Annotated in this window: 27 protein-coding genes and 2 rRNA genes; 20 read left to right on the top strand and 9 right to left on the bottom strand. The window is 53.0% G+C overall.

Annotated features, from left to right (window positions below; genetic code table 11):
- From ABVN44_RS17420 to ABVN44_RS17405, 4 genes are all read left to right on the top strand, one after another.
- Window positions 1-83: ribosomal RNA gene (locus ABVN44_RS17420) — 23S ribosomal RNA — on the top strand; the annotation flags it as partial.
- A 93-nt stretch (window positions 84-176) separates the two neighbouring features.
- Window positions 177-292, top strand: a 5S ribosomal RNA gene (gene rrf, locus ABVN44_RS17415).
- Window positions 293-548: 256 nt separating this feature from the next.
- A complete protein-coding gene (locus ABVN44_RS17410; RefSeq protein WP_000985653.1) occupies window positions 549-1,004 on the top strand; it encodes a DUF4385 domain-containing protein in 456 nt (151 codons plus the stop codon).
- Window positions 1,005-1,107: 103 nt separating this feature from the next.
- Window positions 1,108-2,409, top strand: coding sequence for an MFS transporter (locus tag ABVN44_RS17405; protein WP_000807818.1), 1,302 nt, complete (start codon window positions 1,108-1,110; stop codon window positions 2,407-2,409).
- Here ABVN44_RS17405 and ABVN44_RS17400 read toward each other — a convergent pair.
- From ABVN44_RS17400 to trxC, 5 genes are all read right to left on the bottom strand, one after another.
- On the bottom strand, window positions 2,406-2,729 hold the full coding sequence (locus ABVN44_RS17400) for a YfiM family lipoprotein (RefSeq protein ID WP_001264473.1): 324 nt from the start codon (window positions 2,727-2,729) through the stop codon (window positions 2,406-2,408). The genes ABVN44_RS17405 and ABVN44_RS17400 overlap by 4 nt on opposite strands.
- A gap of 44 nt (window positions 2,730-2,773) precedes the next feature.
- Entirely contained in the window at window positions 2,774-4,129 is a 1,356-nt protein-coding gene (gene pssA, locus ABVN44_RS17395; RefSeq protein WP_000949286.1) for a CDP-diacylglycerol--serine O-phosphatidyltransferase, read from the bottom strand.
- A 114-nt stretch (window positions 4,130-4,243) separates the two neighbouring features.
- Window positions 4,244-6,904, bottom strand: coding sequence for a protein lysine acetyltransferase (gene pat, locus ABVN44_RS17390; RefSeq protein WP_023231991.1), 2,661 nt, complete (start codon window positions 6,902-6,904; stop codon window positions 4,244-4,246).
- Window positions 6,905-6,957: 53 nt separating this feature from the next.
- Window positions 6,958-7,638, bottom strand: a complete 681-nt coding sequence (tapT, locus tag ABVN44_RS17385) for a tRNA-uridine aminocarboxypropyltransferase (protein ID WP_000183644.1) — start codon at window positions 7,636-7,638, stop codon at window positions 6,958-6,960.
- Window positions 7,639-7,710: 72 nt separating this feature from the next.
- On the bottom strand, window positions 7,711-8,130 hold the full coding sequence (gene trxC / locus ABVN44_RS17380; RefSeq protein WP_001098732.1) for a thioredoxin TrxC: 420 nt from the start codon (window positions 8,128-8,130) through the stop codon (window positions 7,711-7,713).
- A 203-nt stretch (window positions 8,131-8,333) separates the two neighbouring features.
- On the opposite strand from trxC, the gene ABVN44_RS17375 reads away from it, so the two are divergent.
- Window positions 8,334-9,371: a tRNA/rRNA methyltransferase gene (locus ABVN44_RS17375; protein ID WP_023231992.1), complete on the top strand. Its 1,038-nt coding sequence runs from the start codon at window positions 8,334-8,336 to the stop codon at window positions 9,369-9,371.
- Window positions 9,372-9,486: 115 nt separating this feature from the next.
- Here the strand turns inward: ABVN44_RS17375 and ung are convergent, their stop codons facing one another.
- A complete protein-coding gene (gene ung / locus ABVN44_RS17370; protein WP_000179978.1) occupies window positions 9,487-10,176 on the bottom strand; it encodes a uracil-DNA glycosylase in 690 nt (229 codons plus the stop codon).
- Window positions 10,177-10,494: 318 nt separating this feature from the next.
- Between ung and grcA the strand changes: the two genes are divergently transcribed.
- A complete protein-coding gene (gene grcA, locus ABVN44_RS17365) occupies window positions 10,495-10,878 on the top strand; it encodes an autonomous glycyl radical cofactor GrcA (RefSeq protein ID WP_000627811.1) in 384 nt (127 codons plus the stop codon).
- Window positions 10,879-10,939: 61 nt separating this feature from the next.
- Here the strand turns inward: grcA and eamB are convergent, their stop codons facing one another.
- The gene (gene eamB / locus ABVN44_RS17360) at window positions 10,940-11,527 is read right to left on the bottom strand and encodes a cysteine/O-acetylserine transporter (protein ID WP_000188414.1); all 588 of its coding nucleotides are present in this window, start codon (window positions 11,525-11,527) and stop codon (window positions 10,940-10,942) included.
- Window positions 11,528-11,629: 102 nt separating this feature from the next.
- On the opposite strand from eamB, the gene ABVN44_RS17355 reads away from it, so the two are divergent.
- The gene (locus ABVN44_RS17355; protein ID WP_001526875.1) at window positions 11,630-12,529 is read left to right on the top strand and encodes a LysR family transcriptional regulator; all 900 of its coding nucleotides are present in this window, start codon (window positions 11,630-11,632) and stop codon (window positions 12,527-12,529) included.
- A 17-nt stretch (window positions 12,530-12,546) separates the two neighbouring features.
- On the opposite strand, the gene srmB is transcribed toward ABVN44_RS17355, so the two are convergent.
- Entirely contained in the window at window positions 12,547-13,881 is a 1,335-nt protein-coding gene (gene srmB, locus ABVN44_RS17350) for an ATP-dependent RNA helicase SrmB (RefSeq protein ID WP_000219174.1), read from the bottom strand.
- A 129-nt stretch (window positions 13,882-14,010) separates the two neighbouring features.
- Between srmB and trmN the strand changes: the two genes are divergently transcribed.
- Window positions 14,011-14,748: a tRNA(1)(Val) (adenine(37)-N(6))-methyltransferase TrmN gene (gene trmN / locus ABVN44_RS17345; RefSeq protein WP_023231993.1), complete on the top strand. Its 738-nt coding sequence runs from the start codon at window positions 14,011-14,013 to the stop codon at window positions 14,746-14,748.
- Here trmN and nadB read toward each other — a convergent pair.
- Window positions 14,733-16,355 (bottom strand): L-aspartate oxidase, encoded by a 1,623-nt coding sequence (nadB, locus tag ABVN44_RS17340; RefSeq protein WP_000989184.1) that lies wholly within the window; start codon window positions 16,353-16,355, stop codon window positions 14,733-14,735. The two genes, trmN and nadB, sit on opposite strands and share 16 nt — an antisense overlap.
- A 263-nt stretch (window positions 16,356-16,618) precedes the next feature.
- On the opposite strand from nadB, the gene rseD reads away from it, so the two are divergent.
- From rseD to acpS, 12 genes are all read left to right on the top strand, one after another.
- Window positions 16,619-16,783: a rpoE leader peptide RseD gene (gene rseD, locus ABVN44_RS17335; RefSeq protein WP_014344135.1), complete on the top strand. Its 165-nt coding sequence runs from the start codon at window positions 16,619-16,621 to the stop codon at window positions 16,781-16,783.
- Window positions 16,780-17,355 (top strand): RNA polymerase sigma factor RpoE, encoded by a 576-nt coding sequence (gene rpoE / locus ABVN44_RS17330; protein ID WP_000003307.1) that lies wholly within the window; start codon window positions 16,780-16,782, stop codon window positions 17,353-17,355. The genes rseD and rpoE overlap by 4 nt, the downstream gene beginning before the upstream one ends.
- 31 nt (window positions 17,356-17,386) lie before the next feature.
- Window positions 17,387-18,037, top strand: a complete 651-nt coding sequence (gene rseA, locus ABVN44_RS17325) for an anti-sigma-E factor RseA (RefSeq protein ID WP_001168374.1) — start codon at window positions 17,387-17,389, stop codon at window positions 18,035-18,037.
- Window positions 18,037-18,993 (top strand): sigma-E factor regulatory protein RseB, encoded by a 957-nt coding sequence (gene rseB, locus ABVN44_RS17320; RefSeq protein ID WP_000812021.1) that lies wholly within the window; start codon window positions 18,037-18,039, stop codon window positions 18,991-18,993. The genes rseA and rseB overlap by 1 nt, the downstream gene beginning before the upstream one ends.
- Window positions 18,990-19,469 carry a SoxR-reducing system protein RseC gene (rseC, locus tag ABVN44_RS17315; protein ID WP_000589049.1) on the top strand — a complete coding sequence of 160 codons (480 nt, stop codon included), beginning with the start codon at window positions 18,990-18,992 and terminating at the stop codon, window positions 19,467-19,469. The genes rseB and rseC overlap by 4 nt, the downstream gene beginning before the upstream one ends.
- Before the next feature lie 251 nt (window positions 19,470-19,720).
- The gene (gene lepA, locus ABVN44_RS17310) at window positions 19,721-21,520 is read left to right on the top strand and encodes a translation elongation factor 4 (RefSeq protein ID WP_000790154.1); all 1,800 of its coding nucleotides are present in this window, start codon (window positions 19,721-19,723) and stop codon (window positions 21,518-21,520) included.
- A gap of 16 nt (window positions 21,521-21,536) precedes the next feature.
- Entirely contained in the window at window positions 21,537-22,511 is a 975-nt protein-coding gene (gene lepB / locus ABVN44_RS17305) for a signal peptidase I (RefSeq protein WP_023231994.1), read from the top strand.
- 273 nt (window positions 22,512-22,784) lie between these two features.
- Window positions 22,785-23,465, top strand: coding sequence for a ribonuclease III (rnc, locus tag ABVN44_RS17300; RefSeq protein WP_001068341.1), 681 nt, complete (start codon window positions 22,785-22,787; stop codon window positions 23,463-23,465).
- Window positions 23,462-24,367: a GTPase Era gene (gene era / locus ABVN44_RS17295; protein WP_000102230.1), complete on the top strand. Its 906-nt coding sequence runs from the start codon at window positions 23,462-23,464 to the stop codon at window positions 24,365-24,367. Before rnc ends, era begins: the two co-directional genes overlap by 4 nt.
- 11 nt (window positions 24,368-24,378) lie before the next feature.
- The gene (gene recO / locus ABVN44_RS17290; protein ID WP_000399380.1) at window positions 24,379-25,107 is read left to right on the top strand and encodes a DNA repair protein RecO; all 729 of its coding nucleotides are present in this window, start codon (window positions 24,379-24,381) and stop codon (window positions 25,105-25,107) included.
- A gap of 11 nt (window positions 25,108-25,118) precedes the next feature.
- The gene (pdxJ, locus tag ABVN44_RS17285) at window positions 25,119-25,850 is read left to right on the top strand and encodes a pyridoxine 5'-phosphate synthase (RefSeq protein ID WP_000818969.1); all 732 of its coding nucleotides are present in this window, start codon (window positions 25,119-25,121) and stop codon (window positions 25,848-25,850) included.
- The gene (gene acpS / locus ABVN44_RS17280) at window positions 25,850-26,230 is read left to right on the top strand and encodes a holo-ACP synthase (protein ID WP_000986042.1); all 381 of its coding nucleotides are present in this window, start codon (window positions 25,850-25,852) and stop codon (window positions 26,228-26,230) included. The genes pdxJ and acpS overlap by 1 nt, the downstream gene beginning before the upstream one ends.
- The last annotated feature ends 65 nt before the right edge of the window (window positions 26,231-26,295 follow it).

The following is a 26,295-nucleotide window of genomic DNA, read 5'->3' as shown; positions in this document are numbered from 1 at the left end:
GACGACGACGTTGATAGGCCGGGTGTGTAAGCGCAGCGATGCGTTGAGCTAACCGGTACTAATGAACCGTGAGGCTTAACCTTACAACGCCGAAGATGTTTTGGCGGATGAGAGACGATTTTCAGCACTGATTCAGATTACATCAGAACGTAAAAACGGTCTGATAACAGAATTTGCCTGGCGGCACTAGCGCGGTGGTCCCACCTGACCCCATGCCGAACTCAGAAGTGAAACGCCGTAGCGCCGATGGTAGTGTGGGGTCTCCCCATGCGAGAGTAGGGAACTGCCAGGCATCAGACAAGTGAAGAAGCCCATCCTGACGGACGGGCTTTTTTGCGTGTGTGGTAACTGTAAAAATGTAGGCCTGATAAGCGCAGCGCCATCAGGCAACCTGCACCGCCGGATGGCGGCTCCACCTTATCCGGCCTACAGGAATTATCCCGCCTACGAAGCTGGTGCTCTTGTAGAACCGATAAGAGCACAACCCACCCAATCGTTAACGATGAACTATCCTTTACACGTGCTTATATAAGCAGTGAGGATTTTCATTGGCTATCAAACCTTTTAACTACCAGCAGGACTTTTCCAGCATCGACTTCCGCCAGCAGCCTGAATTGTATCAGGTTGGACGAGGCGAGCAGGGGGTGCTACTGGTTGAACCCTACAAAAGCGAAATTCTTCCTTTCTGGCGCTATAAAGATGAAGCATCGGCGATGAAATCCGCAGAGCAGATCTACCAGTTGTTCGAAGCTTACCGGCAGCAGGATGATTTCGTTGGTATGGACATGGCGCGTAAATTTATTCAGATGGGATACACCCGCGCCAGGCGATACGCTAACTATAAAGGCGGTAAAAAGTATGCCGAAGACGGCAGCCTGAATACACGGGGTAATGATCCTATTAAGGCCGCGGCGGCAACGGTTTTCAAAGGTTGGTGGGATAAAATTCGTCAGGACGAAGACTATCTGAAACGGAAACGCCAGCATCAGGCACGGTGGGGATAAAAATTAGCAAACAAATAATTAACACTTTATTTACTTTTTGGTCTCGCGTAATCTGAATCTCCAAAATAAAAGGCCGATTAAGCCTGGCAACAAGGAGAACAGTATGGCAGAAATTATTCAGCGTATAGATAAAAACAACGCTGAGGCTCCGGAGATGCGGCGACGCATATGGGCTATCGTGGGGGCCTCTTCCGGAAACTTAGTGGAATGGTTTGATTTCTACGTCTACTCTTTCTGCTCGCTCTATTTTGCACATATCTTCTTTCCTTCTGGTAATACCACCACTCAGCTTTTGCAAACGGCAGGCGTCTTTGCCGCCGGTTTTTTAATGCGGCCTATCGGTGGTTGGCTGTTTGGACGCATTGCCGATCGACGCGGGCGCAAAGCCTCAATGTTGATTTCGGTGTGCATGATGTGCATGGGGTCGCTGGTGATTGCCTGCTTACCTGGTTACGATACCATCGGCACCTGGGCACCGGCGCTGCTACTTATTGCAAGGTTATTTCAGGGGCTCTCGGTAGGGGGAGAGTATGGGACCAGCGCGACATATATGAGTGAAGTTGCGCTTGAAGGTCGTAAGGGATTTTTCGCCTCGTTTCAGTATGTTACGCTTATCGGTGGCCAACTACTGGCATTGCTGGTCGTTGTGATTTTGCAGCAGGTTCTGGAGGATGCTGAGCTTCGTGCCTGGGGATGGCGTATTCCCTTTGCGCTGGGCGCCGTGCTGGCGGTTGTGGCGTTATGGCTACGTCGCCAGCTGGATGAAACCTCGAAGCATGAGACTCGCGCATTAAAAGAAGCCGGTTCGTTGAAAGGTTTGTGGCGTAATCGCAAAGCCTTTTTGATGGTGCTTGGTTTCACCGCGGCAGGCTCGCTGTGCTTTTATACTTTCACCACCTATATGCAGAAATATCTGGTAAATACAGCAGGTATGCATGCCAATGTCGCCAGCGGCATTATGACGGTCGCGCTGTGTGTTTTCATGTTGGTGCAGCCGTTATTCGGCGCGTTATCCGATAAGATTGGCAGGCGCACCTCTATGCTATGTTTTGGCGCACTCGCGACGCTTTTCACCGTTCCAATTCTCTCCGCGTTGCAGAATGTGACGTCGCCTTATGCCGCATTTGCTTTAGTGATGTGCGCGCTATTGATTGTGAGTTTCTATACCTCGATTAGCGGGATCCTGAAAGCGGAGATGTTTCCGGCGCAGGTTCGCGCCCTGGGCGTCGGTTTATCTTACGCGGTAGCAAACGCGTTATTTGGCGGCTCTGCGGAATATGTCGCGCTGTCGCTAAAATCTGTCGGTATGGAGAGTTCGTTCTTCTGGTATGTTACCGCGATGGCCGTTCTGGCTTTCCTGGTTTCGTTGATGTTGCACCGTAAAGGAAAGGGCTTACGCCTTTAGTATCGCGCCATTTGCCAGATAGCGTAACCGGTTGTCGCGCCAGCGACATCCCAGACAAAATCTTTCCAGCTCCAGCCGCTGCCTTCCGGGCGGCTGTCCCAGAGTTCTTTTGAGGCTCCGAGACTCAAAGAAAACATCAGCCCTATCGCTGCGCTGCGGTCAGGGCTTACTCCCTGGTGACGCGCATACTCATTACCGGCTGCCGATAGCATCGCTGATGCCATAAAATGTTGGGCTTTATCCTGACCGCTCCAGTGGTCGTTAGCCAGATGGCTGCACCCGGAGAGAAACAACACCGTAAAAGGAATCAACACGCGCACCAGTTCACTCCTAAGAGAAAACCCCGTACAGGACGGGGCTTCGATTACAGGATACGGCTAATTAATCTGTCGATGCGGATCCGGCGCAGGCGGCGAATCAATTTACGCACTTTTATCGGATAGTCGGCAATGCTCTGCAGGTCACGATAATGTTTTACGATGGTTGTGTGCGTTCGGATAAGTTCCAGCTCTTTTTCCCGCTGAGGGGCAAGCTCCTGCTTAGGGTCGTGGATCAGAATGGCGTTTTCCAGATCCAGACGCCAGGCGCGGGGATTCAGATTGTTGCCGGTGAGTAGCATCCATTTATCATCTACCCACATCCCTTTCAGATGATAGGTATTGTCGTCATCTTTCCACAGACGCACCACAAGTTGATCGGTATTGACGTAATACTGTAAACGGCTCAGGAAGCGGCGCAGGTTAATCTCATAGAGATAGGGCAGCGCGCCAATGATCTTGAACGGTTCATCTTCCGGAATGTAAAAATCATTCGCGGTTTTATCGCCAACAATGATTTCGACTTTTTTTCCGTCGCGCAGTAGCTGAATAATATTCCGCACCAGCACCGCTGGTAGATTGAAGTAAGGGGTACAAATGGTGAGCTTATGCTCCGCACAGGGCATGAGATGGAAAATGGTTTTGTTCAGCAGACTAGATTTTCCAAGCCCGACCAGCGGCGTAACGGAGAGTTGCTCGTCATTAGCGTCACCCTGAAAATGATATGACGCATCCCGCAGCTCCTGACGGTATAAGCGGATATCATTTTTAATCTCCGGGCTTTTCGGACGCTGGGTATTATCCAGACGATTCACACCACGGCCATTCATCAGATTTTGCGTCACCCAGTCAAACATGATGTCTGCCATTTGCCGATTGCGAATCAGCTGGTAGCGATCGTAGCGATATTTGTCATGCTGATGGAGATAGACATCGTTCAGGCTGGCGCCGCTGTACAGGACGCTATCATCAATGATAAAGCCTTTAAAATGCAGTACGCCAAGCGCTTCTCTCGTATTAATCGGTACGCCGTAAACCGGGACATCAATGCCGGGGTTTTCCTGCGCCAGTCGGCAATACCAGTCTGCATTGGTATTCGAGGCCGCTGCGCCAATGCGCCCGCGTTGCGCGCGATGCCAGTCGACCAGCACCCTCACGTCCAGTTCAGGACGCTGCCGTTTAGCCGCATAGAGCGCGTCGAGTATACCTTTACCCCCATCGTCCTGTTCCAGATACAGGGCAACGATACAAATACGCTGCGTCGCGCTGGCGATTTTCTCCAGCAGTGTCTCCCGAAAAGTAGCAGGAGTATAAAAGAAATCTACATCATCAACTGACTGAGAAATCTTAGGGAGTTGGGCAAGGTGTTGTTGATGTTTATTACGCTTAAATTTTGACAACATCACAGTGCATTTCTTCTCTGTTCATTGAAGGGTCCTCTGTGCTATGCAGACGACATAAGCGAGCAATAATAACATCAGTACCCGTTAAAGTGGTCAACATTTCCAGTACATTACTCACGATTCATCACATTTGGCCAGATTTAGCGTCAATCCCACGATGCCCTCTTCGAGCTGGATATCGACCTGAAATCCCAGTTTTCTGGCCAGCGCGACCATGCCGCGATTGTTCGGCATCGTAATACCGTTCAGCCGCTTCAATCCGTGATCGCGAGTATAGGCAATCAATTTCTCCATTAAACGGCGTCCTAAACCCAACCCTTTGAGATCTGAACGTACCAATACGGCAAATTCGGCATCTACGTTGTCAGGATCGGAAATCGCGCGCGTTACGCCGAGGATCTCTTCAGCGTTGTCCATCCGCCTCACGGCCACAAAGGCCATTTCTCGATCGTAGTCGATCTGCGTCATGTTGGCTAAATCTTCATGGGTGAATTCGTTGATCTCGCTGAAATAACGGTAGTAAAGATCCTCTTTGGTGACCTGGGCGATGAATTGTCGCAGTTGGGGCTCATCTTCCGGCAGGATCGGACGGAACAGGCAGCGATCGCCATTTTTCATCTCCACCCACTCTTCAAGCTGGTGGGGATAGGGGCGTACCGCAAGTCGACTTTCGTTATCGCCATCAAACGGGGCAATATCCAGCGTCACATCCAGCGCGGTAAACTCACTGGCGGAAGCCAGCAGCGGATGGATATCCAGACGCTGAATTTCCGGGCAGTCGACAATCAGGTTTGAAACCTGGACCAGCAATTGGCTTAAACCGACAATATCCAGCGGACGCAGCGCGCTACGGGCGCGAATTTTCCGCTGTTTAATGCCCTGAATCACCAGATAGCGCGCCAGATTCATGTTGAGCGGCGGCAGCGCGACGACAGCCTGCTCTTCCGGACGCCACTCTACGCCGCCTTCACCCAACATAATCAAAGGACCAAACACCGGATCGTGCTCGACCACCACTCGAAGCTCCTGCGCGCCGGCGCGGTTAGCCATGCTTTGTACCAGCAAACCGTGAATCCGCGCCTGCGGCCAGGCCATCTTTACGCGATCGAAAATGGCGTTCGCGGCCTGTTGTACCTCGCTTGCGGTCCGCAGGTAAAGCATGACCCCCTGAACTTCAGATTTATGCGGAATGTCGGGCGAGCGCAGCTTGAGAGCTACCGGATAGCCTATCTGTTCGGCGATATGCACCGCTTCAGCGCTGTCGCTGGCAATCCAGGTTGGGAGCGTGTGCAGCCCATAGGCGTGTAAAATCGGCTGTACCTCATGGGTATCCAGTGAGGTGGCGCCTTCCGCAATCGCCCGCTGTAACAGATTATGCGCCTCAGCGGTATTGGACGTCAGGTTACTCGGCAGCGCTGGCGTTTCCCGCAGTTGCTTCTGGTTACGCCGGTATTCCACCATATGCATAAACGCGGTAATCGTGCCTTCCGGCGTGCGGTAGGTTGGTAAGCCGGCTTCGCTGAATAGCCGTCTTGCTTCCTGAGACGAGAACTCGCCGCACCAGTTTGTCAGCAGCGTAACAAACTTGCCTCTGGGGTGGCGCTTAATCGTCTCGATCAGAGCATGGGCGCTTTCCGTACCCGGCGCGGCAGCGCTGGGAGAGTGGATAACCATAAGCGCGTCAAAATCCTGACTGGCGAGCAGGATATCCAGCGTTTTGACGTAATGTTCGCTGCTGGCGTCATCACACAGATCCAGCGGATTGGCAATATCTATGTGCGCGGGAAGCGCCTGCCGTAGTTGCAGGCAGGTCTCTTCGCTCAACGTCGCCAGCTTGCCGTTACGCGACCACAACTCATCTAACGCCAGCGCGGCAGGCGCGGCGCCATTGCTGATGATCATCAGTCTGTCGCCACGTAGCGGACGCATATGGCTCAGTGTTTCGACGGCGGAAAAAAGCTCGTGCGTATCCTGGACTCGCAGCAGGCCTGCGCGCTGGATGGCCGCATCCCACGCAGGGTCCATTCCCGCGCTGGTATTAAGTAAACGCTGGGCTGCCGGGCTTCGGCCGCTTTTAATCACCAGAATCGGTTTGTTACGTGAAGCGCTACGGGCGGCGGAAACAAAACGGCGGGCGTCGCTTAACTGTTCCAGATAGAGCAAAATTGCGCTGGTCTTGCTATCGCGCGCCAGATAATCCAGTAGTTCATCGACATCAATATCCAGGCTATCGCCCAGCGCGATAAAGTAGGAAAAGCCCATTTCACGCTGTTGCGCCCAGTCAAGAATAGTATTGGAAACTGCGGCAGACTGGGAAATAAAAGCGAGCTTGCCCTGTTTAATCGGGACGGGAGAAAAGCTGGCATTCAGCCCTTGCCACGGCGCGAGGAGCCCAAGACTGTTTGGACCCAGCAGACGCATTTTATAATGCCGGGCACAGGCAAGAAGTTCTTCATGTTGCGACGTGGGAGCAGAAAGGATAATGCACGTTTTACAACCTTTCGCGCCAAGCGCGTCCAGTAACGCCGGGTTACGGCTGGCGTTAGTGCATAAAATAGCCAGATCGGGAGTAAAAGGAAGACTGGCGATATCCGGCCAGGCCATGACGCCTAAAACGGCTTTCCAGGCGGGCGTCACGGGAAGGACGGGGCCATTGAATCCGCCCGCCAACAAGTTACGCATCATCAGGTAACCCGCGCGGTGGGGCTTCATTGATGCGCCAATCACCGCGATCGATTTTGGTCGCAGTAGCGCTTCCAGTCCTTGCTGGCTCATACCGGTTTCCCTTACACAGAAGTGACCGGATAATTTTAAACGCTTTCGCTATTTTATGCTGTGACGTTTCCCGGATGTTGCGTTTTTCCTGCCAGATAGCGCGTTTTGAAACGGGTGAAATGTTCACCTAAACTGGTTGCCGCCTCGGTATCTCCCGCCAGATCTAACAACGCTATGGCGACTTCGGCGGTACAATATTGCCCTTCGGCATGGATTTCACGCAGACGATAAGCTGAAAGACGCGATAAATCGACGGAAATGACCGGCAGATGATCCAGATAAGGGCTTTTACGAAACATTTTACGTGCTTCGGGCCAGGTGCCGTCCAGCATAATAAACAGCGGCGTTTTCCCGGCGGGCGGGGTGGAAATGACCTCGCGCGCTTCGCCGGCGTAGGACGCAGGAAAGACCACTATCGGCTGATAATCCGGATGCTGTACCAGCTCCAGCAACGCCTGCGGCGGCTCGGTACGCGACCACTGAAACGCCGCGGTATCCGGCAAAATATCGGCTATCAGCCGGCCGGTATTGCTGGGTTTCATCGGTTCAGTGTCAAACATGACCAGACAAAAACGGCTTTTCGCCTGAGAAGGCGTTAACGTATCACACAGGCAAGATTTTAGCGGCAGCAGGCAGCGTTGACAGCGGCGAACCCGATTGCCTCTGGCAAGAAAAGGGCGAGTAGCGCGCGCAAGCCGTTCGGCGCGTAACTGAAGGACAGCGTTATTGGTCATAGAAAGCGTTTGCGGAGAAAAACGCTATTGTGGCAGAGGTGAAAACGGGGCACAAGATGCGCCCCGTGGCGTTTACAGCGCTTCGTTCAGCCAGCTGTCGAAAGGCGCTTTAGGCACTGCGCCATTAAGCATATCGACCACCTGTCCATGTTTAAAAATCATAATCGTCGGGATGCTGCGGATACCGAAACGGGCGCTGAGTTCCCGTTCCGCCTCGGTATTCACTTTGACGAAACGGACTTTACCGCTGCGCTCTTCTGCGACATCCTCGAAGATTGGCGCAAAGTTACGGCAAGGGCCGCACCAGGGGGCCCAGAAGTCGATCACCACTGGAAGATCGTCCTTCAACAGTTTGTCCAGCGTTTCGCCGGTCGCATTAATGACTTCTCCGTCAAACAACTCATGACCGCAGCGTCCACATTTTGCCGCGTCCTGAAGCCGATCGTCGGGGATGCGGTTAATGGCCTGACAATGGGTACAAACGGTGTTCATAGCTAACCTCTGAATACGTCGGAAGACGTCCCGCTACGCGCGGGATGTTTCTAGAATGTTACATATTATCGAGGAGTCTGTGCTAAACAACAATGTGTTTTATTCAATGAGTACAATAGTCGCAAGCTTTTAAACGAAATCATGGCTAACCGGATGCACATCGGGTAATCTTCGCGCTTCGCGCAGCGCTGGTGGAGAAAAGCATGAACGATGAATTAAAAAACAAAAGCGGCAAAGTCAAAGTGATGTATGTCCGTAGTGATGATGACTCTGATAAACGCACCTATAACCCGCGTACCGGGAAAGGGGGAGGCCGCCCAGCAAAGTCTCGCACTGACGGTGGACGTCGCCCCGCCCGTGATGAGCGAAATAATCAGAGCCGTGACCGTAAACATGAAACTTCGCCGTGGCGCACCGTGTCCCGCGCGCCAGGCGATGAAACGCCTGAGAAAGTCGATCATGGTGGTATTAGCGGTAAAAGTTTTATCGACCCTGAAGTTTTGCGTCGCCAGCGTGCGGAAGAGACGCGCGTCTACGGCGAAAATGCCTGCCAGGCGCTATTCCAGAGCCGTCCTGACGCCATCGTGCGCGCATGGTTTATCCAAAGCGTAACGCCGCGTTTTAAAGAGGCGCTGCGCTGGATGGCGGCGAATCGTAAAGCCTACCATGTGGTGGATGAAGCCGAACTGGCAAAAGCTTCCGGGACTGAGCACCACGGTGGCGTGTGTTTCCTGATTAAAAAGCGTAACGGTACGACCGTTAAGCAATGGGTAAAGCAGGCGGCGGATCAAGACTGCGTGCTGGCGTTGGAAGATGTCGCTAACCCGCATAATCTGGGCGGCATGATGCGTAGCTGCGCGCACTTCGGCGTGAAGGGCGTGGTGGTACAGGATGCGGCGTTGCTGGAGTCCGGCGCGGCGATTCGTACTGCGGAAGGCGGGGCGGAGCATGTCCAGCCGATTACTGGTGAAAGCATTGTTGACGTACTGGATGATTTTCGTCAGGCGGGGTACACCGTGGTGACGACGTCCAGCGATCGCGGTCAGGCGCTCTTTAGTACGACCCTGCCGGAAAAGATGGTGCTGGTCTTAGGCCGTGAATATGACTACCTGCCGGAAGCGGCGCGCGAACCCGACGATCTGTGCGTGAAAATTAACGGCACCGGGAACGTGGAAAGCCTGAATGTGTCGGTTGCGACAGGCGTACTGCTCGCCGAGTGGTGGCGACAGAATAAAGCGTAAGGGCTGCAGCCCGGTGACGCAACGCGCGCCGGGCCAATGATGTACTTTCTACCGCCCGGTCAGACAAGGCGCTTTCGCGCCGTTATGCGGGCGATAAAACGGCGAGTCGCCAACGTTATTCACTCTCAGCCGGTAATACTGGCGTCCAGTCGATAGTTTTCTCGCCGTGTTGTTCCAGCCATTGGTTCGTTAGCGCAAAATGGTTACAGCCAAAAAATCCGCGGTGCGCAGAGAGTGGCGAGGGATGCGGAGCTTTCAGAATATGGTGGCGCTGTGGATCAATAATCGCGCCTTTTTTCTGGGCGTGCGAGCCCCACAGCAAGAAGACGACCCCTTCGCGGTGTTGGTTAATCAGGCTTATCACTTTATCCGTAAAGGTTTCCCACCCCAGGCTGGCATGAGAATGCGCCTGGCCTGCCCGTACCGTGAGCACCGTATTCAGTAACAGTACGCCCTGGCGCGCCCAGCTTTCCAGATAACCGTGCGCGGGGCGAACAAAGCCGGGAATGGAGGCTTCCAGCTCTTTGTACATATTCACTAATGACGGCGGGGGAGCGATCCCAGGGCGCACGGAAAACGCCAGACCATGTGCCTGGCCGGGGCCGTGGTAAGGATCTTGTCCCAGGATCACCACCTTAACGTCGCCCAGTTCCGTGAAGCGAAAGGCGTTAAACACATCTTTTTGCGGCGGGTAGACCGTGATACCCGACTGACGCTCGCCAGCAACAGTGTGAAGCGTATTGATAAAGTAAGGTTGCTGTTTCTCATCAGCCAGCACATCGTGCCAGGTTAACTCAGTCGCCATCTCGCTCTCCTGCGAATTTCCAGTTCCCTTAGCTTAACTGCTTCTTTCTGCAGTGCAAAATCCTGCGTGCTACAAAAACGGTTACCTACAAAAGATAGTTGAAAATTTATGTAAAAAGTTTATAGGTCTGAATGGTGTAAGTTGATGTAAAACAATAAATTCCCTTCATCACCCTTTTTATGGTGTGGTTTTTATTGATTTAAATCAAAGAATGAAGGGTGATCGAAGGGTATATATACACTCAAGCAACAATGGTTTTACCAATTGGCCGGGATTAGGCCGACCGAAATCAAATAATTTTGCCTGGGGAGGCATCACATGATTACAGGTATCCAGATTACTAAAGCCGCTAACGACGACCTGCTGAATTCCTTCTGGCTGCTGGACAGCGAAAAAGGCGAAGCGCGCTGCATCGTTGCAAAATCCGGCTTTGCTGAAGATGAAGTTGTGGCTGTCAGCAAACTGGGCGAGATTGAATACCGTGAAATTCCGATGGAAGTTAAACCGGAAGTACGCGTTGAAGGCGGTCAGCATCTGAACGTTAACGTTCTGCGTCGTGAAACTCTGGAAGACGCGGTTAAGCATCCGGAAAAATACCCGCAGCTGACTATTCGTGTTTCTGGTTATGCGGTGCGTTTTAACTCCCTGACGCCGGAACAGCAGCGCGACGTTATCGCTCGTACCTTTACCGAAAGCCTGTAAGGCTTATCCGGTAATAACAAGCGGAAGAGGCCGGGCCTTTTCCGCTTTTGTTTTATTTGGGTCAGTAAAAAATCCGCACCGCGCAGTACACCAGCAGTAACGCCAGAATGATATTTAACTGGCGACCATAATGGCGAAACGCCCGCTGAAACAGATGTCCCGCCAGCGCCCAACACACATTACCGAACGTGCCGATCAATGCCAGCAATATACTGACGCCGATGACCCAATTCAGCGCCTGCGTTTGCGGTAAAACAAATGTAGACAGAGCGGTAATGCCGTACAGAATAATTTTGACGTTCACAAACTGCAGACCAAAGCTTACCCAAAAGCCAACCGGTTTTGGTCTGGCGTTCTCATCCGCCGCTGGACTGGTAGCAATTTTCCACGCCAGCCACAGGATATACGCAGCCCCCACCCAACTGAGCAAATGAATGATTGCCGGATCGATAACCGCAAGGGAAAACGCGATCCCGGCGCACAGCAGCATGACGACCAAAAATCCCAGACTCATACCTGCCAGTACACGAATACTCTGCCGAAAACCATGTGCAGTTGCTGCGCTAAGCGCGAGAATATTGTTAGGGCCGGGGGTAAGGGCGGTGATTAATGTATAAGTCCAGAAAGCGCTTAAAAGCATCGGTGTCACTTGTCATCTCCTCTGTTTTAGCAGACAGTACCCGATATGAAATATTTAAAAAAATGAATGTTTTTTAATTCTGAATTCGAGATTTTCGATAGGTTGGTGGTTATGGATCTGCGTCGGTTTATTACGCTGAAAACGGTAGTGGAAGAGGGCTCGTTTCTGCGGGCTTCGCAAAAGCTGTGCTGCACTCAGTCGACGGTAACTTTTCATATTCAACAGCTTGAACGTGAGTTTTCCCTGCAACTGTTCGAGAAAATAGGGCGCCGAATGTGCCTGACCAATGAGGGGAAAAAGCTGATGCCGCATATCCATGAACTGACGCGTGTGATGGAGTCGATTCGTGAAGCCGCAAGACAGGATGCGGAACCCGGCGGAGAGCTGCGCGTGGCGACAGGTGAAACCTTACTGGCGTACAAAATGCCGCAGGTTTTACAACGTTTTAAGCTGCGAGCGCCGAATGTCAGATTGTCGCTACAGTCGCTGAATTGCTATGTGATACGTGATGCGTTGCTGAATGACGAGGTCGATCTGGGCGTTTTTTATCGCGTAGGTAATGATGACGCGCTCACGATGCAGCAATTGGGGAAGCAGTCGCTGGCGCTGGTGGCCTCTCCACTGCTACAGGATGCTGATTTTACGCAGCCAGATCAGCATATTCCCTGTAGCTTCATCATCAATGAACCGCAATGTGTCTTCCGCCAGCTGTTTGAAAGTACGCTACGGCAGAGGCGGATTACGCTGGAAAACACCATTGAACTGTGGAGTATTGAAAGCATTAAACAGTGTGTGGCTGCTAACCTGGGCATCAGCTTTTTACCACGTTTTGCCGTTGAACGAGAACTTAGTACCGGTCAGTTGAAAGAGCTGCCGTTTGGCGCGCCGTCGCTATCGATCATGGCGCTGTGCGCCCATCATGCCGGGAAAGCGGTCAGCCCGGCAATGCAGATATTTATGCAGTGTATGGAGGCGTGTTTTACCGTGGAAGATAAAAAAATGCCGGGTTAACGAACCCGGCATTATCATCACTCTTCGCTGGATTGCTCCTGCATTTTCGTACCGCTTGGCTTGCGGCGCTTACCGATATTTTTTGTATCGCGGTGACGTTTCTTCACGCGCGGCTTCTCTTTTTCTTTCTCTTTTTTCTTCTCGGCGCGTTTCGCCAGCACTTTTTTCGACGGTTTGCCGGTCAACTTTTCGCTAGGCGCACGCGTGGTCGGGCGAAGCTCATCAATGACGCGCGCTTTTAGCGGCTCTTCGATGTAGCGACCGATTTTCAGCAGCAACAGATGGTCGTGGGCTTCTACCAGCGAGATTGCAGTGCCTTTGCGGCCAGCACGGCCTGTACGACCAATGCGATGCAGATAGGTATCGCCACTGCGCGGCATGTCGAAGTTAATGACGTGGCTGACGTCAGGAATATCAATCCCGCGTGCCGCGACGTCGGTCGCGACCAGCACGTTAACGCGACCGTCGGTGAGACGCTTAATACCTTCGTTACGTTTGATCTGCGCCATCTCACCTTCAAGATAGCAATTGTTGATCCCTGCCAGACGCAGCGTTTCAGCCAATTCATGGACGCGTTCACGTTTACGTACAAACACGATAGAACGGGTTGCATCGTCTTGTTTTAGCAGGTGCTTCAACAGCGCAACTTTATGTTCGAAATTGTCGGCACGGTAGTACCACTGGTGAATTTTCTTACGCTCGCGGGTTGACGGATTGGCAGAAACCTCAACCGGGTCTTCCAGCAGGCGCTCGGCAAAATCTTTAATCGCATCGCCTTCCAGCGTGGCGGAGAACAGCATCGTTTGTTTACGCCAGCGGGTCTCACCAGCGATATGTTCAATGTCCTGAGCGAAGCCCATGTCGAGCATCCGGTCAGCTTCGTCAAGGATCAGTGTTTCAACCGCCCGGCAGTCAAAGTTCTCTTCTTTTATATATTGCAGCAGACGGCCCGTCGTGGCGACCACGATATCCTGGTTTTCGCTAAACACTTCAGCATGGTTCATATAGGCCACGCCGCCGGTAATCGTGGCGATATCCAGATGAGTATGCTTAGCCAGTTCACGAGCGTGATCGGCAACCTGCATTGCCAGTTCGCGGGTTGGCGTCAGGATCAGAATGCGCGGCGGCCCCGATTTTTTACGCGGAAAGTCGAGCAGGTGCTGCAACGCCGGCAGCAGATATGCCGCCGTTTTACCGGTGCCTGTCGGCGCAGAACCGAGTACATCACGGCCATCGAGCGCAGGCGGAATGGCGGCAGCCTGAATGGCGGTCGGGCGAGTGAAACCTTTATCCTGGAGGGCATCCAGCAGGCTTTCGTCGAGTTCAAGTTCGGAAAAAGTCGTTACAGTCATGTTCTACCTCTGTGTGGGGCGCTGATTATAGACGTTACGGCCGCAATCTTCATCTGTTTGTATGGATATCCCTTCTCAGGTATTGTTTTCACCCGGCGCTGTCGCCGTTTTTTGCAAGGTTGTTTTTACATGTCTCAGTCTGGCTCCGTTCTTCGTCGTAACGGATTTACGTTTAAACAGTTTTTTGTCGCACACGATCGGTGTGCGATGAAAGTGGGAACTGACGGTATTTTACTCGGGGCGTGGGCGCCGGTCGCGGATGTAAAGCGAATTCTGGATATCGGTACTGGAAGCGGTCTGCTGGCGTTAATGCTGGCGCAGCGGACGGATGACAATGTGCCTGTTGACGCCGTGGAACTGGATGCCGGGGCTGCCATGCAAGCGCAGGAAAACGTGGCTCACTCTCCCTGGCCGCATCGAATAACGGTGCATACTGACGATATTCAGCGTTGGGCGCCTCGCCAGACGGTACGCTTTGATCTTATTATCAGCAACCCGCCTTATTACGAACCCGGAGTGGAATGCGCCACGCCGCAGCGGGAGCAGGCGCGTTACACCGCTACGCTGGATCACCAGACGTTATTGGCTATTGCGGCGGATTGTATTACCGAAGACGGCTTTTTTTGCGTAGTCTTGCCGGAACAAATAGGTAACGCTTTTACACAGCAAGCGCTCAACATGGGATGGCATTTGCGATTACGTACTGACGTTGCGGAAAACGAAGCGCGCTTGCCGCACCGGGTTTTGCTCGCATTCTCCCCGCAAGCCGGAGAGTGCTTTAGCGACAGATTAGTAATTCGCGGGTCAGACCAGCATTATTCTGAAAGTTATACGGCGCTGACCCAGGCATTTTATCTGTTTATGTGAGGCGTTAACGGCGAAAGGATCGATGGGCCTGATTCAGCCAGTTGTTGCGGATAATCCAGCGTAAAGTGCAGCCCCCGGCTCTCTTTACGCATCATCGCGCAACGCACAATCAGTTCGGCCACTTGCACCAGATTGCGCAGCTCCAGTAAATTATTCGAGACGCGAAAGTTGGCGTAATATTCGTCAATCTCTTGTTGCAACATAGTAATACGCCGTAGGGCGCGCTCCAGCCGTTTCGTCGTGCGCACAATGCCCACATAGTCCCACATCAGCAGGCGCAGTTCATGCCAGTTATGCTGAATCACCACCCGCTCATCGGCGTTCTCCACGCGGCTTTCATCCCAGGCGGGAAGGACGTCAACGCTGTGGACAGAAGGCATTCGCCTGTCGATATCCATTGCCGCGGACCAGCCGTACACTAAGCATTCCAGCAACGAGTTGGACGCCATACGGTTAGCGCCGTGCAGGCCGGTGTAACTGACTTCGCCAATGGCATATAAGCCGTCTACATCGGTACGACCATAATCATCGACGACCACGCCGCCGCAGGTATAGTGCGCGGCAGGAACAATGGGAATCGGTTCTTTGGTTAAATCCATCCCCAAATCGAGCAGTTTCGCATAGATCATCGGGAAGTGCTGGCGGACAAAATCGTCAGGCTTGTGGCTAATATCGAGAAACATACAGTCTGCGCCGAGTCGTTTCATCTCATGGTCAATAGCGCGGGCGACAATATCGCGCGGCGCCAGTTCCCCGCGTTCGTCAACGTCCGGCATAAACCGTGAACCGTCCGGACGTTTAAGGTATGCGCCTTCGCCGCGCAGCGCTTCGGTAAGGAGAAAATTACGCGCCTGCGGGTGATAAAGGGCGGTGGGATGAAACTGGTTAAATTCCAGATTAGCGACCCGACAGCCTGCGCGCCAGGCCATCGCGATACCGTCGCCGGAGGAAATATCCGGGTTAGTGGTATATTGATACACCTTTGAGGCGCCGCCGGTCGCCAGCACCACCGACTTCGCATGACAGGTTTCAACCCACTCTTTATTGCGATTCCAGATCCAGGCGCCGACGACCCGGCGAGGCCCCGGCAGACCCATTTTATCGGAAATAATTAAATCAACGGCGTTGCTGCGTTCCAGCACCTGAATATTAGGATGATTTTGCGCCCGACTGACCAACGTGGTTTCGACTTCCTTTCCGGTAGCGTCGGCGGCATGAAGGATACGGCGATGACTATGGCCGCCTTCACGCGTGAGATGATAGCTCTCCTTGCCGTTTGGCTGGACATGCGTATCAAACAGGACGCCCTGATCGATAAGCCACTGCACGCAGGTACGGGCGTTGCTGGCGACAAACTCCACCGCGTGGCGATCGCAAATTCCGGCGCCGGCAATCAGCGTATCTTCGACATGCGACGCAATACTGTCGGTTTCATCAAACACGGCGGCAATACCGCCCTGCGCATAAAACGTGGAGCCCTCGCTCACCGGCCCTTTACTCAGGACGATAACCTTATGTTTTTCAGCCAGACGCAGCGCCAGCGAGAGTCCGGCCGCGCCGCTGCCGATAATTAACACATCACAGGACAGTTCAGGAGTTGTCATCATGGTTCTTGTTTAATTTACTAAACATGGTTGCGGCAGATTAGCACTATATGGCGCTAAAAAGCACGTGATGATTTCGCTGGTGTTGTGCTTATTAAACATAAAATAAAAATACGGCGAGAGATAAACGGCAAAAAATATTTTATAGGGCAGGGTGTTAGCGTCGGATTTTGTAGTGAAATAAAGATGCTGTTAGGTTACTCTGCAAACGACGAAATGGGCATTTCTGTACAGATAGTGCGTTGTTCAGCATCTGTAGACTTATAATGGAAGATAAGACCTGTCTACAACATGACAAACAAAAACAAATGCGTAACGGAACTTTACGAAACATAGACACTCTAACCTGTTGCTTGCTCATAGTGCGGCTTATGGAGTGGCGTTTCGAAAGCGCGTGGAAATTTGGTTTGGGGAGACATTACCTCGGATGAGCGAGCAGTTAACGGACCAGGTCCTGGTTGAACGGGTCCAGAAGGGAGATCAGAAAGCCTTTAACTTACTGGTAGTGCGCTACCAGCATAAAGTGGCGAGTCTGGTTTCCCGCTATGTGCCATCGGGCGACGTTCCCGATGTCGTACAGGAATCATTTATTAAGGCCTATCGTGCGCTGGATTCTTTCCGGGGGGATAGCGCTTTTTATACCTGGTTGTATCGCATTGCGGTCAATACCGCGAAGAACTACCTGGTTGCGCAGGGGCGTCGTCCGCCTTCCAGTGATGTAGACGCGATTGAAGCAGAAAACTTTGAAAGCGGCGGCGCGCTGAAAGAAATTTCGAACCCTGAGAACTTAATGTTGTCAGAAGAACTGAGACAGATAGTTTTCCGAACTATTGAGTCCCTCCCGGAAGATTTACGTATGGCAATCACCTTACGGGAGCTGGATGGCCTGAGCTATGAAGAGATAGCGGCTATCATGGATTGTCCGGTGGGGACGGTGCGTTCACGTATCTTCCGGGCGCGGGAAGCTATTGATAATAAAGTTCAACCGCTTATCAGGCGTTGACGATAGCGGGATACTGGAAAAGGTATTAGGCATGCAGAAAGAAAAACTTTCCGCTTTGATGGATGGCGAAACGTTGGATAGTGAGCTGCTCAAAGCGCTTACGCACGACCCGGAAATGCAGAAAACCTGGGAGAGTTATCACCTGATCCGCGATTCAATGCGGGGGGATACGCCTGACGTTCTCCATTTCGATATATCCGCTCGCGTGATGGCCGCTATTGAAAACGAGCCAGTACGTCAGGTGTCGCCATTAATCCCTGAGGCCCAACCCGCTCCGCAGCAATGGCAGAAAATGCCGTTCTGGAAAAAAGTGCGTCCGTGGGCGGCGCAGCTTACCCAAATGGGCGTGGCGGCGTGCGTTTCACTTGCAGTTATCGTCGGTGTCCAGCACTATAATGGGCAATCTGAAACATCCCAACAACCTGAAACGCCGGTTTTCAATACCCTGCCTATGATGGGGAAAGCCAGCCCGGTAAGTCTGGGAGTGCCTTCTGAAGCAGCGCCTGTCGGCAGTCAGCAACAGCAGGTACAGGAGCAGCGTCGTCGCATTAATGCCATGTTGCAGGACTATGAACTGCAGCGCCGACTGCACTCCGAACAGCTTCAGTTTGAGCAGGCGCAAACCCAGCAAGCCGCGGTACAGGTGCCAGGAATCCAAACTTTAGGAACGCAATCGCAGTAATGAAGCAACTTTGGTTTGCCATGTCCCTTGTGGCGGCTAGCCTGTTCTTCTCAGTAAACGCCTCGGCCGACCCTGCGTCCGGGGCGTTATTGCAGCAGATGAACATCGCCAGTCAGTCACTGAATTACGAGCTGTCATTCGTCAGCATCACGAAACAAGGCGTTGAATCTCTGCGTTATCGACACGCACGCCTGGATAGTCGCCCGCTTGCGCAATTGCTACAGTTGGACGGTCCCCGCCGGGAGGTCGTACAGCGTGGTAATGAAATCAGTTATTTTGAACCGGGCCTTGAGCCGTTCACCCTGAACGGTGATTATATTGTCGATTCTCTGCCTTCCCTGATTTACACCGACTTTAAGCGCCTGGCGCCTTACTACGACTTTATTTCTGTCGGACGCACCCGTATCGCAGACAGATTGTGCGAAGTTATCCGCGTTGTGGCGCGCGATGGTACGCGTTACAGCTATATCGTCTGGATGGACATGGACACCAAACTGCCGATGCGCGTTGATCTGCTGGATCGCGATGGCGAGACGCTGGAGCAGTTCCGCGTTATTGCGTTCACGGTGAGTCAGGATATCGGCAGCAACATGCAGGCGCTGGCGAAGGCGAATCTGCCGCCGCTGCTTTCTGTTCCCGGTGGCGAAAAAACGAAATTTAACTGGAGTCCATCCTGGGTACCGCAAGGCTTTAGCGAAGTTTCCAGCAGCCGTCGTCCGTTGCCGACGATGGATAATCTGCCTATCGAATCGCGGCTTTATTCTGACGGTCTGTTTAGCTTTTCCGTCAATGTGAACCGGGCGACGCAAAACAGCAGCGATCAGATGCTGCGCACCGGGCGCCGAACGGTTTATAGCAGCGTTCGCGACAACGCAGAAATCACCATTGTCGGCGAGCTTCCGCCGCAAACGGCGAAGCGCATTGCCGACAGTATCAAATTCAGGGCAGTACAATGATTAAAGAGTGGGCAACCGTTATCTCCTGGCAGAATGGTCAGGCGGTGGTGAGCTGCGACGTTAAAGCGTCATGCAGCAGCTGCGCCTCCCGTGCGGGATGCGGCAGTCGCGTGCTGAATAAATTAGGGCCGCAAACCACGCATACCATTGTTGTGCCAAGCGCGGAGCCGCTGGCGCCGGGGCAGAAAGTCGAGTTGGGCATCGCCGAAAAAAGCCTTTTAGGTTCGGCGTTGCTGGTCTATATGTCGCCTTTAGCGGGGCTATTTCTTTGTGCGGCGCTTTTTCAGATGCTGTTTGGATCTGACCTTGCCGCATTAAGCGGGGCCGTGCTGGGCGGCGTGGGCGGTTTTCTGGTTGCCCGCGGCTATTCCCGAAAACTGGCGGAGCGTGACGCCTGGCAGCCGGTGATTTTAAACGTTGCCCTCCCGCCTGATCTTGTCCGCGTCGAAACTACCTCAATCGAAACGCGCCAGTAAACGTTTTGCCCAACGATACACCTGCCGCGTTGGGTTGTTGTCCCGATAAACATGCGCTTTTCCTGCGTTGCGGTGTTTTACAGGAAAAAAGCGAGGCGTTTTCCAGTTCCCGCTCTCCGTACACTATGAACATTTCCTCGCCTTAGCGTTGTAGTGTAGAATGCGGCGTTTCAGTTAAAACAGACGTTAAGCTCAGAACAGCGACCTCTAAAGTCTGGTCAACCAGGCGTAAGGCATAATAATTTATCTCTATGAAGAACATACGTAACTTTTCGATCATTGCTCACATTGACCACGGTAAATCGACGCTGTCTGACCGTATTATCCAAATCTGCGGTGGCCTGTCTGACCGTGAAATGGAAGCTCAGGTACTTGATTCGATGGATCTTGAGCGTGAGCGCGGTATTACTATTAAAGCCCAGAGTGTGACGCTGGATTTTAAAGCGTCTGATGGTGAAACTTATCAACTGAACTTTATCGACACGCCGGGACACGTTGACTTTTCCTATGAAGTTTCCCGTTCGTTAGCCGCCTGCGAGGGCGCGCTGCTGGTGGTGGATGCCGGCCAGGGCGTAGAAGCGCAAACGTTGGCGAACTGCTACACCGCGATGGAAATGGATCTTGAAGTGGTGCCGGTGCTTAACAAGATTGACCTGCCGGCCGCCGATCCGGAGCGTGTGGCGGAAGAAATCGAAGACATTGTCGGTATCGATGCGACGGACGCGGTACGCTGCTCCGCCAAAACGGGTGTCGGCGTGACGGATGTTCTGGAACGCCTGGTGCGCGATATCCCGCCGCCGCAAGGCGATCCGGACGGCCCGCTGCAGGCGCTGATTATTGACTCCTGGTTCGATAACTACCTGGGCGTGGTATCGCTGGTGCGTATTAAAAACGGCACCATGCGTAAAGGCGACAAAATTAAAGTGATGAGCACCGGGCAGACCTACAACGCTGACCGCCTGGGGATTTTCACGCCGAAACAGGTTGATCGTACCGAGCTGAAGTGCGGCGAAGTAGGCTGGCTGGTCTGCGCCATTAAAGATATCCTCGGCGCGCCGGTTGGCGATACCTTAACCTCAGCGCGTAACCCAGCGGAAAAAGCGTTGCCGGGCTTTAAGAAGGTGAAACCGCAGGTCTATGCAGGTCTGTTCCCGGTCAGCTCCGACGATTATGAAAGTTTCCGCGACGCGCTCGGCAAGCTGAGCCTGAACGATGCCTCACTGTTTTATGAACCGGAAAGCTCCTCGGCGCTGGGCTTTGGTTTCCGCTGCGGCTTCCTCGGCCTGTTGCACATGGAGATCATTCAGGAGCGTCTGGAACGCGAATACGATCTGGATCTGATCACCACTGCGCCGACCGTGGTTTATGAAGTAGAAACAACGGCGAAAGAGACTATCTATGTTGATAGCCCCTCCAAGCTGCCGCCGTTGAATAACATTTATGAACTGCGCGAGCCTATCGCCGAGTGTCATATGCTGTTACCACAAGCCTATTTAGGTAACGTTATTACGCTGTGTATTGAGAAACGCGGCGTACAAACTAACATGGTGTATCACGGTAACCAGGTCGCGTTGACCTATGAAATCCCGATGGCGGAAGTGGTGCTCGACTTCTTTGACCGTCTGAAATCAACGTCGCGCGGCTATGCGTCTCTGGATTATAACTTCAAGCGCTTCCAGGCTTCCGATATGGTGCGTGTTGATGTGTTAATCAACAACGAGCGTGTCGATGCGCTGGCGCTGATCACGCACCGTGATAACTCGCAAAGCCGTGGTCGCGAGCTGGTGGAGAAGATGAAAGATTTGATTCCACGCCAGCAGTTTGATATCGCGATTCAGGCGGCGATTGGTACGCATATTATTGCCCGTTCGACGGTAAAACAGTTACGTAAAAACGTGCTGGCGAAGTGCTACGGCGGTGATATCAGTCGTAAGAAAAAACTGCTGCAGAAACAGAAAGAAGGTAAGAAACGCATGAAGCAGATCGGTAACGTCGAGCTGCCTCAGGAGGCGTTCCTCGCCATTCTGCATGTCGGTAAAGACAATAAATAATCCCTAAGGAGTTGGCATGGCGAACATGTTTGCCCTGATTCTGGTGATAGCCACACTGGTGACGGGCATTTTATGGTGCGTTGATAAGTTTGTTTTCGCGCCAAAACGTCGGGCGCGCCAGGCTGCCGCGCAAACGGCGTCGGGAGATGCGCTGGATAACGCTACGCTCAATAAAGTGGCGCCTAAGCCGGGCTGGCTGGAGACCGGGGCGTCGGTTTTCCCGGTTCTGGCGATCGTTCTGATCGTTCGTTCATTTCTTTATGAACCCTTTCAGATCCCGTCAGGCTCAATGATGCCGACACTGCTTATCGGCGATTTTATTCTGGTGGAAAAATTTGCCTACGGCATTAAAGATCCGATCTACCAGAAAACCCTGATTGAGACCGGTCATCCAAAGCGCGGGGATATTGTGGTATTTAAATATCCGGAAGATCCTAAGTTAGATTACATCAAACGCGCCGTCGGTTTGCCGGGCGATAAAATCACTTATGATCCGGTTGCGAAAGAGGTGACGATTCAGCCTGGCTGTAGCTCCGGTCAGGCGTGCGAAAATGCGCTGCCGGTTACCTACTCTAACGTTGAGCCGAGCGATTTTGTACAGACCTTTGCCCGCCGTAACGGCGGAGGAGCGACCAGCGGTTTCTTTGAGGTTCCGCTAAACGAGACGAAAGAAAACGGCATTCGCCTGACCGAACGTAAAGAGACGTTGGGCGATGTGACGCACCGCATCCTGATGGTGCCGATAGCTCAGGATCAGTTGGGCATGTATTACCAACAGCCAGGACAACCGCTGGCGACCTGGGTTGTACCGCCGGGGCAATATTTCATGATGGGCGACAACCGCGATAACAGCGCGGATAGCCGTTACTGGGGATTTGTTCCGGAAGCGAATCTGGTCGGTAAAGCGGTCGCTATCTGGATGAGCTTTGACAAGCAGGAAGGGGAGTGGCCGACAGGCGTACGCCTGAGTCGTATCGGCGGTATTCACTAACTGTGACGAAATGATCGTTCACGCTGCCGTCTTTTTAGCGGCAGCGTGAATTATTTCCTGGATAAATTCCCTCAGACTAACGACATCCCCTGTCGTTGTGTATAGAATATTCCCCCGAAGTTTTAGGTTGGCGCCGTTTGGTCGCCACGGCACACGAAACAGCGTTGGTTATAGACAACCTTCTTTCCGCTGCAGCGATGCGGCAGGACAGATGACGTGTATCAGGTCTGTTTCGTGTGCTGGATTGTTGACGCATTCATTTATTGGTATCGCATGAACCCCATCGTAATTAATCGGCTTCAACGGAAGCTGGGCTACACTTTTAATCATCAGGAGCTGTTGCAGCAGGCATTAACTCACCGCAGCGCCAGCAGTAAACATAACGAACGCCTGGAATTTTTAGGCGATTCAATCCTGAGCTTCGTTATCGCTAATGCGCTTTATCACCGTTTTCCACGGGTGGATGAGGGAGATATGAGCCGTATGCGCGCCACGTTGGTACGTGGTAATACGCTGGCGGAATTAGCCCGTGAATTTGATTTAGGCGAGTGCCTGCGTTTAGGGCCGGGCGAATTAAAAAGCGGCGGATTTCGTCGGGAGTCCATTCTGGCGGACACCGTGGAAGCGTTAATCGGCGGAGTATTTCTCGATAGCAATATCCAGACCGTCGAGCAGTTAATCCTTAACTGGTATAAAACCCGTCTGGATGAGATAAGCCCGGGCGATAAACAAAAAGATCCTAAAACGCGCTTGCAGGAGTATTTGCAGGGTCGCCATCTGCCGCTGCCATCTTACCTGGTTGTGCAGGTACGCGGCGAGGCGCACGATCAGGAATTTACTATCCACTGCCAGGTCAGCGGCCTGAGCGAACCGGTGGTTGGCACGGGTTCCAGCCGTCGTAAGGCGGAGCAGGCTGCCGCCGAACAGGCGCTGAAAAAACTGGAGTTGGAATGAGCACTGACAAAACTTACTGCGGATTTATTGCCATCGTCGGACGTCCGAACGTTGGCAAATCCACCTTGCTGAACAAACTGCTTGGGCAGAAGATTTCAATCACTTCCCGTAAAGCGCAGACCACGCGCCACCGCATTGTCGGTATTCATACCGAAGGCCCGTATCAGGCAATTTATGTCGATACCCCGGGACTGCATATGGAAGAAAAGCGCGCCATTAACCGTTTGATGAATAAGGCGGCGAGCAGTTCGATTGGCGACGTTGAGCTGGTGATTTTCGTTGTGGAAGGCACCCGTTGGACGCCGGACGACGAAATGGTCCTGAACAAACTGCGCGATGGCAAAGCGCCGGTTATTCTCGCCGTTAACAAGGTGGATAACGTGCAGGAAAAAGCCGATTTGCTGCCGCACCTCCAGTTCCTGGCAAGCCAGATGAACTTTCTTGATATCGTACCCATCTCTGCTGAAACGGGTATGAACGTCGATACCATTGCCGGTATCGTGCGTAAACATTTACCGGAAGCGATTCATCACTTCCCGGAAGATTACATCACCGATCGCTCTCAGCGCTTTATGGCGTCTGAAATCATTCGTGAAAAGCTGATGCGTTTTCTCGGCGCCGAGCTGCCGTATTCCGTTACCGTTGAGATTGAACGTTTTGTTACCAACGAACGCGGCGGCTATGATATCAACGGGCTGATCCTCGTCGAGCGCGAAGGGCAGAAGAAGATGGTGATTGGCAACAAAGGCGCCAAAATCAAAACCATTGGTATTGAAGCGCGTAAAGACATGCAGGAGATGTTCGAAGCGCCGGTACACCTGGAATTGTGGGTGAAAGTGAAATCCGGCTGGGCCGATGACGAACGCGCTCTGCGCAGTCTCGGTTACGTAGACGATCTGTGAGTTAACACAGCGTGGAAGGGTGGCAGCGCGCATTTGTCCTGCACAGTCGCCCCTGGAGCGAAACCAGCCTGATGCTGGACGTCTTCACGGAAGAATCGGGGCGCGTGCGACTTGTCGCCAAAGGCGCGCGATCTAAACGTTCCAATCTGAAAGGCGCGTTACAGCCTTTTACGCCGTTATTGCTACGCTACAGCGGACGCGGCGAGGTGAAAACCCTGCGCAGCGCCGAGGCAGTTTCTCTGGCGTTGCCGTTAAGCGGTATTACGCTCTATAGCGGCCTGTATATCAACGAACTCCTCTCTCGCGTACTGGAATATGAAACGCGCTTCTCCGAACTCTTTTTTGATTATCTGAACTGTATTCAGGCGCTGGCGGGAACCACTGGCTCGCCTGAACCGGCGTTGCGACGTTTCGAACTGGCGTTGCTGGGCCATCTGGGGTATGGCGTCAATTTCACCCATTGTGCAGGCAGCGGCGAACGGGTGGATGACACCATGACCTACCGTTACCGCGAAGAAAAAGGCTTTTTCGCCAGCGTCGTCATCGATAACAACACCTTTACCGGACGGCACCTGAAAGCGCTGGAGGCGCGGGAATTTCCGGATGTAGATACCCTGCGTGCCGCTAAACGCTTTACCCGTATGGCATTAAAGCCGTATCTTGGGGGAAAACCGTTAAAAAGCCGGGAGCTGTTCCGGCAATTTATGCCCAAACGCACAGTAAAAACGAAGAAAGATTAACGAGGATTGTCATGGCTGAATTACTGTTAGGCGTCAATATTGACCACATTGCCACGTTACGTAATGCGCGCGGCACCGACTATCCGGATCCGGTACAGGCGGCGTTTATTGCTGAACAGGCAGGCGCGGACGGCATTACCGTACACCTGCGCGAAGATCGTCGCCACATTACCGATCGCGATGTGCGCATTCTGCGTCAGACGCTGCATACGCGTATGAATCTGGAGATGGCGGTGACCGAAGAGATGCTGGCGATCGCCGTAGAAACCAGGCCGCATTTCTGTTGTCTGGTGCCGGAAAAACGCCAGGAAGTCACCACCGAAGGCGGCCTGGATGTGGCCGGACAGCGCGATAAAATGCGTGATGCCTGTGCGCGCCTGGCGGCGGCTGGCATCCAGGTTTCGCTCTTTATCGATGCCGATGAAAGGCAAATCAACGCGGCGGCGGAAGTCGGCGCGCCGTTTATCGAAATCCATACCGGCTGCTACGCCAACGCAGAAACCGATGCGGAACAGGCAAAAGAGCTGGCGCGTATTGCCAGCGCCGCGACCCTGGCGGCCCGTCTGGGGCTAAAAGTAAATGCGGGTCATGGCCTGACTTACCATAACGTCAAAGCTATTGCCGCACTGCCGGAAATGCACGAGCTCAATATCGGTCATGCCATTATTGGTCGGGCGGTGATGACGGGGCTGAAAGAGGCGGTGGCTGAAATGAAACGTTTGATGCTGGAAGCGCGCGGCTAATGGCGATTCTCGGCCTGGGAACGGATATTGTAGAGATTGCCCGCATTGAGGCAGTGATCTCCCGTTCCGGCGAACGTCTGGCAAGGCGTGTGCTCAGTGACAACGAGTGGGCTATCTGGGAGACGCATCAGCAGCCGGTGCGTTTTCTCGCCAAGCGTTTTGCGGTCAAAGAGGCGGCAGCGAAAGCTTTTGGCACCGGCATCCGCAACGGTCTGGCGTTCAATCAGTTCGAAGTGTTTAACGATGAGCTGGGAAAACCACGTTTGCGGCTGTGGGGCGAGGCGTTAATTCTGGCGGAAAAACTCGGTGTGGCGCACATGCATGTCACGTTGGCCGATGAACGCCATTACGCCTGCGCTACGGTCATTCTGGAAAGTTAGATTTGCCGGATGGCGGCGTAAACACGTTATCTGACCTACAGGCCGATATATTGTCGGCCTGATAA

The organism is Salmonella sp. SJTUF15570, from assembly GCF_043357055.1.
Taxonomy (GTDB): domain Bacteria; phylum Pseudomonadota; class Gammaproteobacteria; order Enterobacterales; family Enterobacteriaceae; genus Salmonella; species Salmonella enterica.
Note: the sequence above shows the minus strand (reverse complement) of the source record. Positions and strands in the feature narration are given on the sequence as shown.

Coding starts and splice junctions, on each gene's coding strand:
- ABVN44_RS17405 (WP_000807818.1), top strand. CDS start 1,108: ATGGCAGAAATTATTCAGCGTATAGATAAAAACAACGCTGAGGCTCCG.
- pssA (WP_000949286.1), bottom strand. CDS start 4,129: ATGTTGTCAAAATTTAAGCGTAATAAACATCAACAACACCTTGCCCAA.
- pat (WP_023231991.1), bottom strand. CDS start 6,904: ATGAGCCAGCAAGGACTGGAAGCGCTACTGCGACCAAAATCGATCGCG.
- tapT (WP_000183644.1), bottom strand. CDS start 7,638: ATGACCAATAACGCTGTCCTTCAGTTACGCGCCGAACGGCTTGCGCGC.
- trxC (WP_001098732.1), bottom strand. CDS start 8,130: ATGAACACCGTTTGTACCCATTGTCAGGCCATTAACCGCATCCCCGAC.
- ABVN44_RS17375 (WP_023231992.1), top strand. CDS start 8,334: ATGAACGATGAATTAAAAAACAAAAGCGGCAAAGTCAAAGTGATGTAT.
- ung (WP_000179978.1), bottom strand. CDS start 10,176: ATGGCGACTGAGTTAACCTGGCACGATGTGCTGGCTGATGAGAAACAG.
- grcA (WP_000627811.1), top strand. CDS start 10,495: ATGATTACAGGTATCCAGATTACTAAAGCCGCTAACGACGACCTGCTG.
- ABVN44_RS17355 (WP_001526875.1), top strand. CDS start 11,630: ATGGATCTGCGTCGGTTTATTACGCTGAAAACGGTAGTGGAAGAGGGC.
- srmB (WP_000219174.1), bottom strand. CDS start 13,881: ATGACTGTAACGACTTTTTCCGAACTTGAACTCGACGAAAGCCTGCTG.
- trmN (WP_023231993.1), top strand. CDS start 14,011: ATGTCTCAGTCTGGCTCCGTTCTTCGTCGTAACGGATTTACGTTTAAA.
- nadB (WP_000989184.1), bottom strand. CDS start 16,355: ATGATGACAACTCCTGAACTGTCCTGTGATGTGTTAATTATCGGCAGC.
- rseD (WP_014344135.1), top strand. CDS start 16,619: ATGGAAGATAAGACCTGTCTACAACATGACAAACAAAAACAAATGCGT.
- rpoE (WP_000003307.1), top strand. CDS start 16,780: ATGAGCGAGCAGTTAACGGACCAGGTCCTGGTTGAACGGGTCCAGAAG.
- rseA (WP_001168374.1), top strand. CDS start 17,387: ATGCAGAAAGAAAAACTTTCCGCTTTGATGGATGGCGAAACGTTGGAT.
- rseB (WP_000812021.1), top strand. CDS start 18,037: ATGAAGCAACTTTGGTTTGCCATGTCCCTTGTGGCGGCTAGCCTGTTC.
- rseC (WP_000589049.1), top strand. CDS start 18,990: ATGATTAAAGAGTGGGCAACCGTTATCTCCTGGCAGAATGGTCAGGCG.
- lepA (WP_000790154.1), top strand. CDS start 19,721: ATGAAGAACATACGTAACTTTTCGATCATTGCTCACATTGACCACGGT.
- lepB (WP_023231994.1), top strand. CDS start 21,537: ATGGCGAACATGTTTGCCCTGATTCTGGTGATAGCCACACTGGTGACG.
- rnc (WP_001068341.1), top strand. CDS start 22,785: ATGAACCCCATCGTAATTAATCGGCTTCAACGGAAGCTGGGCTACACT.
- era (WP_000102230.1), top strand. CDS start 23,462: ATGAGCACTGACAAAACTTACTGCGGATTTATTGCCATCGTCGGACGT.
- pdxJ (WP_000818969.1), top strand. CDS start 25,119: ATGGCTGAATTACTGTTAGGCGTCAATATTGACCACATTGCCACGTTA.
- acpS (WP_000986042.1), top strand. CDS start 25,850: ATGGCGATTCTCGGCCTGGGAACGGATATTGTAGAGATTGCCCGCATT.